We start from the raw sequence: 13,708 nt of genomic DNA on the forward strand, positions 1-13,708 counted from the left end.
CGGCTGTGTACACGTCACACGGTGGCGGGCGTCTTCGTCAGCTGGGTCAGCAGCTTCGTGCACCAGTCGAGCAGCTCCTGGTCCCGTAGTGTCGGGGCGCCCATGCGGCCGCCGGCCGGGCCCTCCGTCGGCTTGGGGACGGAGACGGTGTTGGTGATGGCCTTGTACGCCGCCTTGGGGTACAAGCGTTTCAGGCGCACCAGCTGCGAATCGGCGAGGGGCAGGGGTGCGAAGCGGATGGTGTTGCCCTGCACCGCAACCTCCGTGACGCCCGCCGCGCGGCAGGTGTGGCGGAACGCCGCGACGGCGAGGAGGCGGTTGACGGGGGCGGGTGGCTGGCCGTAGCGGTCGATGAGTTCTTCGCGCACGGCGTCGAGGCCCGCGGTGTCGGGCGCGGCCGCGATCTTGCGGTAGGCCTCGAGGCGCAACCGTTCGCCTTCGACGTAGTCGTGGGGGATGTGGGCGTCGATGGGGAGGTCGACGCGGACTTCGGCGAGTTCCTCCTCCTCGGAAGGCTCGGCGCCCGCATGGCGGCGGAACGCTTCGACGGCTTCGCCGACCAGGCGCACGTACAGGTCGAAGCCGACGCCCGCGATGTGGCCGGACTGTTCCGCGCCGAGGATGTTGCCGGCGCCGCGGATTTCCAGGTCCTTCATGGCCACGGCCATGCCCGCGCCCAGCTCGGTGTTCTGCGCGATGGTCGCGAGCCGGTCGTGTGCGGTCTCCGTCAACGGGGCTTCCGGCGGATACAGGAAGTAGGCGTAGCCGCGTTCGCGACCACGCCCGACGCGGCCGCGCAGCTGGTGGAGCTGGGCGAGCCCGAGGAGATCACCGCGTTCGACGATGAGGGTGTTGGCGTTGGAGATGTCCAGGCCGGTTTCGACGATCGTGGTGCAGACGAGCACGTCGTACTCGTTTTCCCAGAAGCCCTGGATGATCTTTTCGAGCTTGTCCTCGTTCATCTGGCCGTGGGCGGTCACGACACGCGCTTCGGGTACCAGCTCGCGGATGCGCTTGGCGGCCTTCTCGATGGAGGAGACGCGGTTGTGGACGTAGAAGACCTGGCCGTCGCGCAGGAGCTCGCGGCGGACGGCGGCGCCGACCTGCTTGTCGTCGTAGCTGCCGACGTAGGTCAGGATCGGGTGCCGGTCTTCGGGCGGGGTGAGGATGGTGGACATCTCGCGGATGCCGGCGAGCGACATCTCCAGCGTGCGCGGGATGGGCGTGGCCGACATCGTGAGCACGTCGACGTGCGTGCGCAGCGCCTTGATGTGTTCCTTGTGCTCCACGCCGAAACGCTGCTCCTCGTCGACGATCACGAGGCCCAGGTCCTTGTAGCGGATGCCGGTCTGCAGCAGGCGGTGGGTGCCGATGACGATGTCGACCTCACCCTCACCGAGCTGCTCGATGACCAGGTCGGACTCGGTCTTGTTCGTGAACCGCGACAGGCCCTTGATCGTGACCGGGAACGACTGCATGCGCTCGGTGAAGGTGTTCAGGTGCTGCTGCGCGAGCAGCGTCGTCGGTACGAGCACGGCGACCTGCTTACCGTCCTGTACCGCCTTGAACGCGGCGCGCACGGCGATCTCGGTCTTGCCGTAGCCGACGTCGCCGCAGATCACGCGGTCCATGGGGACGCCGCGTTCCATGTCGGCCTTGACCTCGTCGATGGCGGCGAGCTGGTCGTTGGTCTCCTGGAACGGGAACGCGTCTTCGAGCTCGTGCTGCCACGGCGTGTCCGGGCCGAAGGGGTGGCCGGGCGCGGCTTGGCGGGCGGCGTAGAGCTGCACGAGCTCGGCCGCGATCTCCTTGACGGCCTTCTTGGCCCTGGCTTTGGTGTTCTTCCAGTCGGAGCCGCCGAGCTTGTTGAGCGTGGGCAGCTCGCCGCCGACGTAGCGGGAGACCTCGTCGAGCTGGTCGGTGGGCACGAACAGCCGGTCGCCCGGGTGGCCGCGCTTGGAGCTCGCGTACTCCAGCAGCAGGTACTCGCGCGTGGCGCCGGCGACGGTGCGCTGCACCATCTCGACGAAGCGGCCGATGCCGTGCTGGTTGTGCACCACGTAGTCGCCGGCCTTGAGCGCCAGCGGGTCGACGGCGTTGCGCCGCCGCGAGGGCATCTTGGCGTTGAGGTCCTTTGTGGACGTTCCGGCGTTGGCGCCGCGGCCCGTGAGGTCGGCTTCCGACAGCACCACGAGGGCGCGCTCGGGTGAGACGAAACCGTCGACGAGGGCGCCGCAGGTGACCGTGACGAGGCCGGCCTGCGGGGCCTCGGTGATGCCTTCGCCGGCCAGCGCGGCCGGGACCTCGGCGGTGGTGAGCTGCTCGACGGCGCGGGTGGCGGTGCCGTGGCCCGCGACCACGAGCACGCCGGTGCCGCCGGCGGCGACGTGGGCGCGCAGGTCGGTCATCGCGCGGTCGAACTCGCCGCGGTAGGCGGGCGCGGCTTCGACGCTGACGCGGTAGACGTCGGGGTCTTCGCTGCTCAGCTGGGTGATCGTCCACCAGGCGCGCTTGGTGTCCTGCGCGTGCTCGGCGATCTCGGCCAGGTCGCGGTAGGCCGACGCGCCGAGGTCGATGGGCGCCTGTCCTCCGGCCGCGGCCGTGGTCCACGACGCTTCGAGGAACTCCTGGCCGGTGCGCACGAGGTCGTGGGCGCGGGCGCGGATCTTCTCCGGGTCGGCGAGCAGCACGTGGCTGCCGCGCGGCAGGGCGTCGGTGAGCAGGGTGAGCTCGCCGGCGCACAGGACCGGGATGAGGGCTTCCATGCCTTCGACGGGGATACCGTCGGCGAGCTTGGTGAGCATTTCGGCCAGCTGGGCGTCGGCTTCGTAGGTGACGGCGAGCTCGGCGGCCTTCGCCTTGACGTCGGCGGTGAGCAGCAGCTCACGGCACGGCGGCGCGGTGACGTGCTGGATCTCACCCGGCAGGGAGCGCTGGTCGGAGACCGCGAACGCGCGGATCTCGCTGACCTCGTCGCCCCAGAACTCGACGCGCACCGGGTGCTGGGCCGTGGGGCCGAACAGGTCGAGGATGCCACCGCGGACGGCGAACTCGCCGCGCTTCTCGACCATGTCCACGCGGGTGTAGGCGAGCTCGACCAGGCGTTCAAGGAGGCCTTCGAAGCTCTGCTCCTCGCCCACGACCAGGTCGACGGGGTCGAGCGAGCCGAGGCCCGGCGCCATGGGCTGGATCAGGCTGCGGACGGTGGACACGACGACCTTGAGCTGGTCGTCACCCTTGTGCAGGCGGTGCAGCACTTCGAGGCGGCGCCCGACGGTGTCGGCGCGCGGCGAGAGGCGCTCGTGGGGCAGCGTCTCCCACGAGGGGAAGTCGACGACCTTCTCGCGCCCGAGCAGCGCTTCGAGGGCGGCGGTGAGCTCGTCGGCCTCCCGGCCGGTGGCGGTCACGGCCAGCACGTGGCGGCCCGCGCCACCTCTCGCCTCGTCTTCGGCGAGCACCGCGGCGACCAGCTGACGCGCGGTCACGGCGCCCTGCAGCTCGAGCAGCGGGGCGCCGGCACGTTCGACGACCCCGCGCAGGGCGGGGTCGGGCAGGATGGCTTGGAGGAGTCCGGACAGTGGAGCGTCGGTCACGTCTTCCAGACTACGTCGGGGCACCGACAGTCCGGGGGCGACCTGGCCACGTGGTGAGAGCGGCGCGCAGGTCGGTTCCGCCGGGGGTCACCCAGGCGACGTAACCGTCGGGGGGATGAAGGCGGCGAGGGGCTGGTCGGGGAGGGCGGTGGCGATCGTCAGGCGCGCGCTGCCTCTCGTCATTCGCTCAACCGGTGGCTGATCGCCGCGGCGAAGTTCTCGCCGACCGTGAGCGGGTCGGGTCCGGGCGCACCGGGACCGAAGCCGACCGCCGAGAGCCGGATCGACTGACCCGGGCCGGTCATGACGAAGATCATGTAGCCGGTGTCCTGGCCGTGCGTGATCTGGCCCAGCAGCGCACGGTGACCCTCGATCGTGCTGGCGGTGAGCTGCCGGACGTCCGGGTCCCGGGTCTTGTCGGTTGCCGGGTAGGCGGTGAAGGTGATCAGTGCGCCTGGTGCACCCCACTGACAGGCCGTGCCGCTCGGGTCCGGGACTTCGGTGCCCTCGATGATCACGTTCAACCGGACGATGTCGTCGTGATCCAGGGCCTCGCAAGGATGATCGGCCAGGTCGGTGATCTTCGGTTTTGCCGGAGCGGTCGAGAGTGTGGTTGGCGGTGTGGTCGGCTTTGTCGCCGAAGACGCCGTTGGACCCGGCTGCCGATCGGGCGCGCCGCAGGCGACGACGCCTATCGACATCAGCACGAGAACCACCGTGAGCCGCTGCATGCGTCGCACCGTAAGTCCGGCACTCGGGACCGGTCCCGGCAAAGGGCGCCGCGCGACTTACTGCTTGATGAACGTCGCGACGTTGCGATGCCGGTGGGCGTTTGCCTGAATGGCGCCAGGCTGGTTCCCAGGTTCGTACCTTCAGGGTGGGTGGTGTGTACCTGCCCGCACTCGTCGGGCGTCTTTCCTGTGCCGCTGGGGAGCTGGCCACAAACCCCACGACCCTTACGGCCTCCACAACCTCCACAACCCCCGCGACGCAGGGCCCATCCTCCCAGCGGGCCACCCTGGATCCATTCTACCGGCGCACACCGACAAACCCGGCGGCCGACGGGACGTTGTCCACAGCCGAGCAGAGTTGTGGACAACCACGGACAACTGGCGGGCGGCAACGACGGGCAACTGCCGCGCAACGAGGGGACAGCCGCGGCGCAACGGTTCGGCAGGACGCCACAGGACCGTGCGAAAAAGCGTTGCGCCGCAGGGGGTTCGTCGCGGAGGGGCGGAAAGTCGAGGCCGGCTGGGGTGGCCGGCCGCCGCGCGGCGAACCCCGGGGAGAGGGTGCGGCTCAGCCGGCGGTGACGGCCCGGCGGTCGGTGTTACGGGTGGTGGTGCGGTTCCAGTCGGGGTCTCCCGTGATCTTCATGGCTTTCCTTTCGTGTCAACGGATCTCCCGGGTGGGGATCCATTCACGACACGGATGGAAAGCCCCGGAGGGTTCAGTGTTGCGGAGAATTGGTCGGCAAGAGTCCCGACAGGAGGCGTAGCTGGTCGGCGACCACGTCGGCGTCCAGGGCGGCGATGCGGAGCAGAATGTGGTCTGCACCAGCTAGTGCGTACTCGCGCAGGCCGGCCGCGACAGTCGAAACCGGGCCGGTGAGCATTGTCTGGATGGTGCCGATCGCGGACAGCGGGCGGCTGTACGTGGCTTGGCAGTAGGTGTCCAGCGCCTGGCGGCCGAGGGCCGGGTCATCGTCGACGTACGCCGTGGCGAACAGGGCCGGGGTGATGGGGCGGTCCGACAGCGAGCGGATGGTGGTGAGGCCGCGGGCGTAGTCGGCGGGGTCGGGTGGGTAGGGCAGCCAGCCGTCGTAGAGGTCGGCCGTGCGGCGGAGGGCGGACGGGGTGGCGCCGGCGAGCCACAGGGGTGGGCCGCCGGGGCGGGAGGGCGCGGGGACGTCGGGAAGCCAGTCGTGGTGGAGGACCTTGCCTTGGAAGGAGCGGGGCGTGCCGGTCCAGAGGTCGCGCCAGAGGCGGGCGACGTCGTCGAGGTGGGAGAAGCGCGTCTTGAACGACACGCCGACCAGGCCGAACTCCGGCTCGCTGAAGCCGGGGAACCCCGCGCCGAGGCCGAGGACGAGGCGGCCGCCGGAGAGCTGGTCGAGGGTCGAGAGCGTCAGCGCCGCCTGCACGGGCTGGCGCAACGCGGGCAACAGCGCGGCGGTGCCCACCGTCATGCGCTCGGTGGCCTGCGCGACGGCGGTGAGCAGGGTGAGCGGCTCAGCCCGGGCGCGGACGAGCGAGTCGCCCGCCCAGACGGAGTCGAAGCCGAGGCGCTCGGCCTCGCGGGCGAGCTCGACGACGGCGGGGGCGGGAAGCTGGGCCTGCCCGGCGGGCAGGAGAAGTCCGAATTTCATGCCCCGAGCATTCGGCGCGCCGGGGTCTCGCGGCAATTCCCCGGAAGGAATGGCGCGCCCGCGCGGGTTCTGCTTGCCTGGCCCCATGGACCCGGCCTTCGCCACCGCGTTGCGCGACGCCCGCACCCGCCGCCGGCTCAGCCAGCTCGACCTGGCCCTGGCCGCCGGCACCACGCAGCGGCACGTGAGCTTTCTGGAGCGCGGCCGTTCGGCTCCCGGCCGGGGCATGGTCGTGCGCGTGGCCGAGGCCCTCGGCCTGCCCCTGCGCGAACGCAACGCCCTGCTCCTGGCCGCCGGCTTCGCCCCGCGCTACGCCGAGACGCCCCTCGACGACCCCCGGCTGGCCCCCGTCCTCGATTCGTTGACGGCTCTGCTCGACGGCCACCGCCCGTACCCGGCGCTGATCGTCGACCGCTACGGCACGCTCGTGTCCGCGAACGACGCCTTCACGCTTCTCACGGAAGGCGTGGCTGCCGAACTGCTGGCGCCACCCGTGAACGTCCTGCGCCTGGCCCTGCACCCCGACGGCATGGCCCCGCGCATCCACAACTTCGCCGACTGGGCGCAGCACGTGCTCGAACGCCCCCGCCAGGGCCTGCCGGACCCGCGTCAGGCCGAGTTGCTGGACGAGCTCACTTCGTACCTGCCCGCGCCTTCACCGCCTTCGCCGGACCACCTCGGCTTCGCCGTGCCCCTGCAGCTGTCCACCTCCCTGGGCGACCTCCGCCTGATCACCGCCATCACCCGCCTCACGACGGCCGTCGACGTGACGATCGCGGAGCTGAGCCTGGAAACGTTCCTTCCGGCCGACGCGGAAACGGCCGCTTTGCTTACGGCACAACCCATCCCGTCAACTGCCCCGCCAGCAGCTCCACCCCCGCCCACATGACGGCGGCACAAACGCTCCCCACCACAAACCGCCGGTACGGCAGGCCGGCCGATCCGGCGACGCGGGGCACCAGCGTCCGCACCCCCGCCAGGCACCGGCCCAGGACCACCGCCGGCACGCCGAACCGAACGATCGCCGACTCGGCCCGGTCCCAGCGCGCCGGCCCGACCCGGCGGCCCAGGCGCGAAGAGCGCAGCCGCGGCCCCAGCACCCGCCCTTCCCAGTACGCGATCTGGTCGCCGAGAACGGCGGCGGAAACGCACACCACCAAGGCCACCCACCAGGACAACGTCCCCCGCTGCACGAGGAACCCCATCAGCAGCAAAGTGGACAGTGTCGGCAGCACGATTCCCAGCAGCAGAGCCGTTTCCGCCGTGATCACCAAGGCGCACACGACGTAGACGACCACCGCGGGTGCGTCAAGAAGCGGGTGCAGCAGAGCGTTCACGGGAAACCCCGGCGGAAACCGGCAACGCGGCCCGGTACACGTACGCAGGCGGCAGGTTCCGCCACACCACCGGAGTCCGCTCCACCACGAAGAACCGGCTGCGCAACAGGCGGGCGAACCGGCGGGCCGGCGGTGTCCAGGCGGTGTGGGCGTAGGCGAACGTCGTGAAGCAGCCGCGCGGGGACAGGACCGAGCAGGCCGAGTCCAGGATCTCCTGCTGACGCGAGGCAGGCATGGCCGTCCAGGGCAGGCCGGAGATCACGACGTCCGCCGGGTCCAGCCCCAGGGAACCCACCGAGGAAGCCGAGCCGCACGCCACCGAGACCGAGGGAAAGCGCGAACGCAGCGAAGCGGCCAGCCGGGGGTTGATCTCGACCGCCGTGACAGCGGCGGTCGACGGCACCAGAGCCAGCACCGCCGACGTGAACACCCCCGTCCCCGGCCCCAGCTCGACAACGGAACCAGCGCCCTCGAGACCCAGGCCGCGGGTCATGGCCGTGGCCAGGAACCCAGAACTCGCCGCGACGGCACCCGTCAGCATGGGGTGCCGGAAGAACTCCGTGGTGATCGACATGAACCCGAAACTAAGGACGCCGCCCGTGGCCGCGGATCGGCCGATCGGGCCGCGTGCATCGTCCCATCGGAGGAGGCGAGGCATACCGCGGAAGGACGCGGCGAGCGGCCGGCGGGCGTTACGTTCACAGACGTGCGAGCACTGGTGATGTGGGTACGCAGGCAACGCTGGACGCTGGACCTGCCGCTGTACGCCGTCTTCGTGCTGCTCGGGCCGAACATTGCGACCGGCGACTGGTCCCTGCGGCTGGTGCCGATGGCGTTCCTGCTGCCGCTGCTCGTGCGACGGCGGTGGCCGCGGACGACGGCGGTGCTGATCATCGCCGGGGTGGTGGCCGTCTACACGAACGACGTGTGGGCGTTCGACCGCGGGCGCAGCGAGCTGGCGATGGCGGTGGTGCTGTTCACGCTGGTCAAGAAGGGTGACCGGCGGTTCGCCGCGGTGATCGCGGCGGCCGTGCTGGCGCTCGACTGGATGTGGGGGTTCACGTGGGGCGCCGAGACGCAGAATCCGACGTTGACGATCGTCGGGGTGCTGCCGCTGCACATCGCGGCGTGGGCGCTGGGCGAGTTCTTCCGCGCGAAGGAGCAGCTGACCGACGAGGAACGGCTGCGCGCGGACCTCGCGGTGTCGGAGCGGCAGGCGCAGGCGCGCGCGGCCGTCGCGGAGGAGCGCACGCGGATCGCGCGCGAGCTGCACGACGTGCTCGCGCACAGCATGAGCGTGATCGTGCTCAACGCTGAAGGCGCGAAGCTCGCGCGGCACCAGGACCCCGAAGCCGTGGACCGCACGCTCGACACCATCAGCCGCACCGGGCGCGGGGCGCTCGCGGAGCTGCGGCGGCTGCTCGAAGTGATGCACGCCGGTGAGCCCGCGCGCACGCCGCAGCCGACGCTGGACGAGCTGCGCACGCTCGTCGAGCAGTCCGGGCGCGACGTCGGGCTCGAGGTGACCGGTGATGCCACCGACCTGCCCACGGGCGCCGCGCTGCAGGCGTACCGGATCGTCCAGGAGGCGCTGACCAACATGCTCAAACACGCTCCCGCCGACGCGTCCGCCCGGGTGCGCGTGGAGTTCACGCCGACCGAGGTGCTCGTCGAGGTGACGAACACCGGGGGCCGCGAGCCCGTGGCGGCGGGGCTGCCGTCGTCGGGGCGCGGATTGGCCGGGATGGCGCAGCGCGTGGAGCTCTACCGCGGCAAGCTCGAGACGGGCCCGCTGCCCGACGGCGGGTTCCGCGTGCTCGCGACGCTGCGGACGGGCGCGGCGCGATGACGTCGGTGCTGATCTGCGACGACCAGGAGCTGGTGCGCGTGGGGCTGCGGATGATCGTGGACAGCCAGCCGGATCTCGACGTCGTCGCGGAGGCGGGCGACGGCGCGGAAGCCGTGCGGATCGCCCGCGAACGAAGGCCCGACCTCGTGCTGATGGACGTGCGCATGCCGGTGCTCGACGGCGTCGCCGCGACCGAGCGCATCTGCGCCGCCCTGCCGGACGTGCGGGTGCTGGTGATCACGACGTTCGACCTCGACGAATACGCCTACTCGGCCCTGCGCGCGGCGCGAGCGGGTTCCTGGTGACAGACGCGCCGTCCGACGAGATGCTGGTGGCCATCCGCGGCGTGCTGCGCGGCGACGCGATGGTGTCGCCTTCGGTCACGCGGCGGCTGCTCGACCGCTACCTGACCGGGCGGCCCGTCGAGTCGGCGAAGCTGGGTTCGCTCACCGAGCGGGAGAAGGACGTGCTCGGGCTGATCGCTCGCGGGCTGTCGAACACCGAGATCGCGGGCAAGCTGTTCATCGGCGAGACGACGGTGAAGACCCACGTCGGGCGCGTCCTCGCGAAGCTGGGCCTGCGGGACCGCGTGCACGCGGTGGTGTTCGCGTACGAGTCGGGGCTGGTCCGGCCCGGCGATTGAGACGCGAACGTCGCTTTTGTCGGGCATGCTGGGCCGTATGCGCCTGCCCGGAGTCGTGCTGCTCGCGGTCGTCGCGGTGCTCGCCACCGCTTGTTCGGGAGCGGCGAGTGCGCCGCCGCCGTTGACGAGCGCCCCTTCGCCGGCTTCCGCCACCGCGTTTCGCGTCGAGGAGGTGGCCGGCGGACTGGAGCACGGGTGGGACATCGGATTCCTGCCGGACGGGTCGCTGCTCGTGCCACAGCGCCCGGGCAAGCTGGCGTTGATCCGGGGTGGGCGGACCACTGAGGTGCGCGCCGACTTCTCCGACGTACTCGTGCAGGGCGAAGGCGGGCTGATGGGGATGGTGCTCGCGGCGGATTTCGCTTCGTCGCGGGAGTTCACGACGTGCCAGACGCACCAGGAGGGTGGCCGGGCGGTCGACGTCCGCCTGGTCACGTGGCGGCTCGCGCCGGACGGGGCCAGTGCGTCGAAGGTGCGGGATCTGCTGACGGGGCTGCCGGTGAACCCGAGTGGCCGGCACTCCGGCTGCCGGCCCACCCTGGCTCCCGACGGCGCGTTGCTCGTCGGGACCGGGGACACGGCGCGGCCGACGATCGCGCAGGACCGCCACAGCCTCGGCGGGAAGGTGCTTCGGATCAACGCGAAAACCGGGGAAGCGTTGCCGGACAACCCGTTCTTCGCTTCGGCCGATCCTCGCGAGCGGCGGATCTACACCTACGGGCACCGCAACATCCAGGGCGTCGCGATCCGGCCGGGGACCGGGCAGGTGCTGACTTCCGAGCACGGGCCGACGTTCGACGACGAGGTGAACTTGATCCGGCCCGGCGCCAACTACGGGTGGGATCCCTCGAAAGGCGGGACGGATTCCTCGTATGACGAAAGCGTGCCGATGACGGATCTCGACCGGTTCCCCGACGCGGTCCGTCCACTCTGGACTTCCGGCGAGATCACCGAGGCGACTTCGGGTGACGCGTTCCTGACCGGTCCGCAGTGGGGTGCCAACGAAGGCGCGTTGGCCGTGGTGGCGCTGAAGGGGCAGAAACTGTTGCTGCTGCACCTGGACCCCGCGGCCAAGGTCACTTCGGTGACGCTGCCGCCCGAATTCGACGACCGGTTCGGGCGGTTGCGCGCCGTCCGATCAGCGCCGGACGGCGCGCTCTACGTGACCACCTCGAACGGATCGGACGACAAGGTCCTTCGCGTCACCCCGGGCGCTTAAGAGCCCTGGTAGGCGCCGCCGTTCACGTGGACGACCTGGCCCGTCACGTGGCCCGCGCCGGGGCCGGCGAGGAACTCCACGACTTCCGCGACGTCTTCCGGACGGCCCTCTCGGCTGTTCATCGTGGTGGCGACCAGCCGGCCGCGGCGTTCGTCGGTGAGCTTGCCGTGGAAGAACTCCGTGTCCACGATCAAGCCGGGCGCGACCACGTTCGCGGTGATTCCCCGCGGCCCCATGACCCGGGCGACGTCCGAGTTCCACGCCTCGACTGCGGCCTTCGCCCAGCCGTAGGACCCGGCGCCGATGTGGGCGGCGATGGAGCCGATGGTGATGATCCGGCCGTGGTCGGCGAGCCGGTCGCGCAAACCCGCCGTGACCAAGGCGGCGGTGAAGACGTTGGCGCGGAAATTGGCCGTCCAGGCAGTGGCCAGAGTCGCCAGGTCGGTGTTGTCGTCGCGGAGGAAATCGGTGTTGCCGCCGGCGTTGTTCACCAATACGTCGACACTTTCCGGCAGTTCCGGCAAGGCCGCCTCGACGGCCTCGTGATCGGCGGCGTCGAACGCGACCGCCCGCGCGCCGAGCAGCGCCGCGGCTTCGGTGAGCACGCTCTCGCGGCGGCCGGTGATCGTCACGCGGTCGCCGGCGCGCGCGAACGCGGCCGCGATGGCGTAGCCGATTCCCGTGCCCCCGCCGGTGACCACTACTTCCCGGTTCATCCCGAACATCCTTTCCCCAGCCGACGAACACAGACCGTACCGGGACCGGCCTAGGATCTGCCGTATGACAGAGATCGACCCCGCCTCGACGGCGCTCGTGCTCGTCGACTTCCAGGAGCGGATCGTCGCGATGCCGACGACGCCGTTCGCCGGGCCCGAGGCCGCCGCCAACGCCGTGCGCCTGCGCGACGCGTTTTCCGAAGCCGGCGCGCAGATCGTGGTCATCCAGGCGATGCGCCCGGGCTCCGAAGGCGCGCCGGGCAGCGACGTGATCCCGGAGCTGAAGCCGCGCAACGGCGAAAAGCTGGTGGTCAAGGCCGCCATCGGCGGTTTCTACAACACCGACCTGCACGCGCACCTGCGCGACGCGGGCGTGCGCACCGTGGTGTTCGGCGGCATCGCGACGGAATTCGGCGTGGAGTCGACGCTGCGCGCCGCGGCGGACCACGGGTACGCCGTGATCGCCGTGTCCGACGCGATGACGGGCCTGTCCGACGTGTCGCACGAATCGTCGACCACGAAGATCTTCCCGCGGCTCGGCACGGTGCTCACCACGGCCGAAACCCTTGCGGCGCTGGGATGATCGACAAACTCGCGTGGCTGCACGTGGTCGACGGCCGCGTGCTCGCGGCCGTGTCCGCGGGCAAGGACACGTGGTACCTGCCGGGCGGCAAGCGCGAGCCGGGCGAGTCGGACGCCGAGGCGCTGGTGCGGGAGATCGCCGAGGAGCTGTCGGTCGCGCTGGACCCGTCGTCGTTGGAGCCCGCCGGCGTGTGGGAGGCACAGGCGGACGGGCGCGCGGCGGGCACGGTCGTGCGGATGACCTGTTACACGGCCTCGTTTTCCGGCACCTTGGCGGCTTCGAGCGAGATCGCCGACTTCGCTTGGCTGGGCTTCGAGGACCGGCCGCGCGTGTCGGCGGTTGTGCAGCTGATCTTCGACGACCTGCACGCGCGCGGCCTGCTCTAGCCGAGCTGCTTCTGCATGGCCGCGGCGAGCGCGTTGAGCCCGGACAGCGGGCGCACCATCACCACGAGCTCAGTGATCTCGCCGGAGTCGTTGGTGCGCAAGAAGTCGCAGCCTTCCACCTCGCGGTCGCCGACGCGCGCGGTGAACACGAGGGCGTGACCGTGGTCGTCTTTCAGCTCCCGCTGATACGCGAAGCCCTCGAACACCGCGAACGCCGCCCGCAGGATCACCCCGACCTGCTCGCGCCCCTGGTAGGGCCGGTGCACAGCGGGACTGCGGAACACGGCGTCCTCGGCGAACAACGCGATGGCGGCCTCGATGTCCCGGCCTTCGATGGCTTCCCGGAAAGTCGTCATCGGATGATCGTCAAGCACAGCCGCCGTTCCGACAAGTCTCTGGGCTCAGCCCAGCAGCCTCGGCTTGTGTTCCAGATGCGACAACCCGTTCCAGGCCAAGTTCACCAGATGCGCCGCCACCTCGTCGCGCTTCGGTTTGCGTGCGTCGAGCCACCACTGGCCCGTCAGGGCGACCATCCCGACCAACGCCTGCGCGTACAGAGCCGACAGCTTCTCCTCGTAGCCGCGCGCCGCGAACTGCTGGGCGAGGATGTGTTCGACCTGGCCTGCGATGTCGTTGAGGACGGTGGAGAAGGTGCCGGTGGAGCTGGCCACCGGGGAGTCGCGGACGAGGATGCGGAAGCCGTCGTGGGAGTCCTCGACGTAGCTGAGCAGGGCGATGGCCGCTTGTTCGAGCATGACGCGCGGGTGGCCGCCGTGGAGGGTGTTGACCATGCGGTCGAGCAGGAGCTGCGTCTCGCGGTCCACGACGACCGCGTAGATGCCTTCCTTGCCGCCGAAGTGTTCGTAGACGACGGGTTTCGAGACGTTCGCGCGGGCGGCGATCTCTTCCACCGAGGTGCCGTCGAAGCCCTTCTCGGCGAACAACGCGCGCGCGACGAGGAGCAGCTGCTGCCGGCGTTCGCTGCCGGTCATGCGGACGCGCGTCACCGGCGCC

The 13,708-nt window shown here is 70.8% G+C and carries 13 protein-coding genes and 1 pseudogene; 6 read left to right on the plus strand and 8 right to left on the minus strand.

Going from position 1 to position 13,708, the window contains the following annotated elements; all coding sequences use genetic code 11:
- Window positions 1-14: 14 nt before the first annotated feature.
- From mfd to ACQPXB_RS43460, 3 genes are all read right to left on the minus strand, one after another.
- Window positions 15-3,578, minus strand: coding sequence for a transcription-repair coupling factor (gene mfd / locus ACQPXB_RS43450; RefSeq protein WP_432857057.1), 3,564 nt, complete (start codon window positions 3,576-3,578; stop codon window positions 15-17).
- Between the two features lie 194 nt (window positions 3,579-3,772).
- Window positions 3,773-4,324, minus strand: a complete 552-nt coding sequence (locus ACQPXB_RS43455; RefSeq protein WP_432847750.1) for a DUF3558 family protein — start codon at window positions 4,322-4,324, stop codon at window positions 3,773-3,775.
- Between the two features lie 719 nt (window positions 4,325-5,043).
- The gene (locus ACQPXB_RS43460; protein WP_432847752.1) at window positions 5,044-5,961 is read right to left on the minus strand and encodes an LLM class flavin-dependent oxidoreductase; all 918 of its coding nucleotides are present in this window, start codon (window positions 5,959-5,961) and stop codon (window positions 5,044-5,046) included.
- Window positions 5,962-6,046: 85 nt separating this feature from the next.
- On the opposite strand from ACQPXB_RS43460, the gene ACQPXB_RS43465 reads away from it, so the two are divergent.
- Window positions 6,047-6,850, plus strand: a complete 804-nt coding sequence (locus ACQPXB_RS43465) for a helix-turn-helix transcriptional regulator (protein WP_366585587.1) — start codon at window positions 6,047-6,049, stop codon at window positions 6,848-6,850.
- On the opposite strand, the gene ACQPXB_RS43470 is transcribed toward ACQPXB_RS43465, so the two are convergent.
- Both ACQPXB_RS43470 and ACQPXB_RS43475 read right to left on the minus strand, forming a co-directional pair.
- Window positions 6,792-7,298 (minus strand): DedA family protein, encoded by a 507-nt coding sequence (locus tag ACQPXB_RS43470; protein ID WP_432847753.1) that lies wholly within the window; start codon window positions 7,296-7,298, stop codon window positions 6,792-6,794. The genes ACQPXB_RS43465 and ACQPXB_RS43470 overlap by 59 nt on opposite strands.
- A complete protein-coding gene (locus ACQPXB_RS43475) occupies window positions 7,270-7,872 on the minus strand; it encodes a class I SAM-dependent methyltransferase (protein ID WP_432847755.1) in 603 nt (200 codons plus the stop codon). Before ACQPXB_RS43475 ends, ACQPXB_RS43470 begins: the two co-directional genes overlap by 29 nt.
- A gap of 147 nt (window positions 7,873-8,019) precedes the next feature.
- Between ACQPXB_RS43475 and ACQPXB_RS43480 the strand changes: the two genes are divergently transcribed.
- The 3 genes and pseudogenes from ACQPXB_RS43480 (at window position 8,020) to ACQPXB_RS43490 (ending at window position 11,009) form a co-directional block, all read left to right on the plus strand.
- Window positions 8,020-9,147, plus strand: a complete 1,128-nt coding sequence (locus tag ACQPXB_RS43480; RefSeq protein ID WP_432857060.1) for a sensor histidine kinase — start codon at window positions 8,020-8,022, stop codon at window positions 9,145-9,147.
- A pseudogene (locus tag ACQPXB_RS43485) lies at window positions 9,144-9,790 on the plus strand (response regulator). Before ACQPXB_RS43480 ends, ACQPXB_RS43485 begins: the two are co-directional and overlap by 4 nt.
- A gap of 37 nt (window positions 9,791-9,827) precedes the next feature.
- Window positions 9,828-11,009 carry a PQQ-dependent sugar dehydrogenase gene (locus ACQPXB_RS43490; protein ID WP_432847757.1) on the plus strand — a complete coding sequence of 394 codons (1,182 nt, stop codon included), beginning with the start codon at window positions 9,828-9,830 and terminating at the stop codon, window positions 11,007-11,009.
- Here ACQPXB_RS43490 and ACQPXB_RS43495 read toward each other — a convergent pair.
- Complete coding sequence (locus ACQPXB_RS43495) at window positions 11,006-11,725, minus strand: SDR family oxidoreductase (RefSeq protein WP_432847759.1); 720 nt, start codon at window positions 11,723-11,725, stop codon at window positions 11,006-11,008. The genes ACQPXB_RS43490 and ACQPXB_RS43495 overlap by 4 nt on opposite strands.
- Before the next feature lie 64 nt (window positions 11,726-11,789).
- Here ACQPXB_RS43495 and ACQPXB_RS43500 point away from each other — a divergent pair, with 64 nt between their 5' ends.
- Window positions 11,790-12,308, plus strand: a complete 519-nt coding sequence (locus tag ACQPXB_RS43500) for an isochorismatase family protein (protein ID WP_432847761.1) — start codon at window positions 11,790-11,792, stop codon at window positions 12,306-12,308.
- Window positions 12,305-12,694 carry an NUDIX hydrolase gene (locus ACQPXB_RS43505; RefSeq protein WP_366585575.1) on the plus strand — a complete coding sequence of 130 codons (390 nt, stop codon included), beginning with the start codon at window positions 12,305-12,307 and terminating at the stop codon, window positions 12,692-12,694. Before ACQPXB_RS43500 ends, ACQPXB_RS43505 begins: the two co-directional genes overlap by 4 nt.
- Here the strand turns inward: ACQPXB_RS43505 and ACQPXB_RS43510 are convergent.
- Together ACQPXB_RS43510 and ACQPXB_RS43515 are read right to left on the minus strand one after the other, a co-directional pair.
- Window positions 12,691-13,050, minus strand: coding sequence for a nuclear transport factor 2 family protein (locus ACQPXB_RS43510; protein ID WP_432847763.1), 360 nt, complete (start codon window positions 13,048-13,050; stop codon window positions 12,691-12,693). The genes ACQPXB_RS43505 and ACQPXB_RS43510 overlap by 4 nt on opposite strands.
- 45 nt (window positions 13,051-13,095) lie before the next feature.
- Window positions 13,096-13,686: a TetR/AcrR family transcriptional regulator gene (locus ACQPXB_RS43515; protein WP_285974454.1), complete on the minus strand. Its 591-nt coding sequence runs from the start codon at window positions 13,684-13,686 to the stop codon at window positions 13,096-13,098.
- Between the last annotated feature and the right edge of the window lie 22 nt (window positions 13,687-13,708).

It is taken from the genome of Amycolatopsis sp. CA-161197, from assembly GCF_050942255.1.
GTDB lineage: Bacteria > Actinomycetota > Actinomycetes > Mycobacteriales > Pseudonocardiaceae > Amycolatopsis.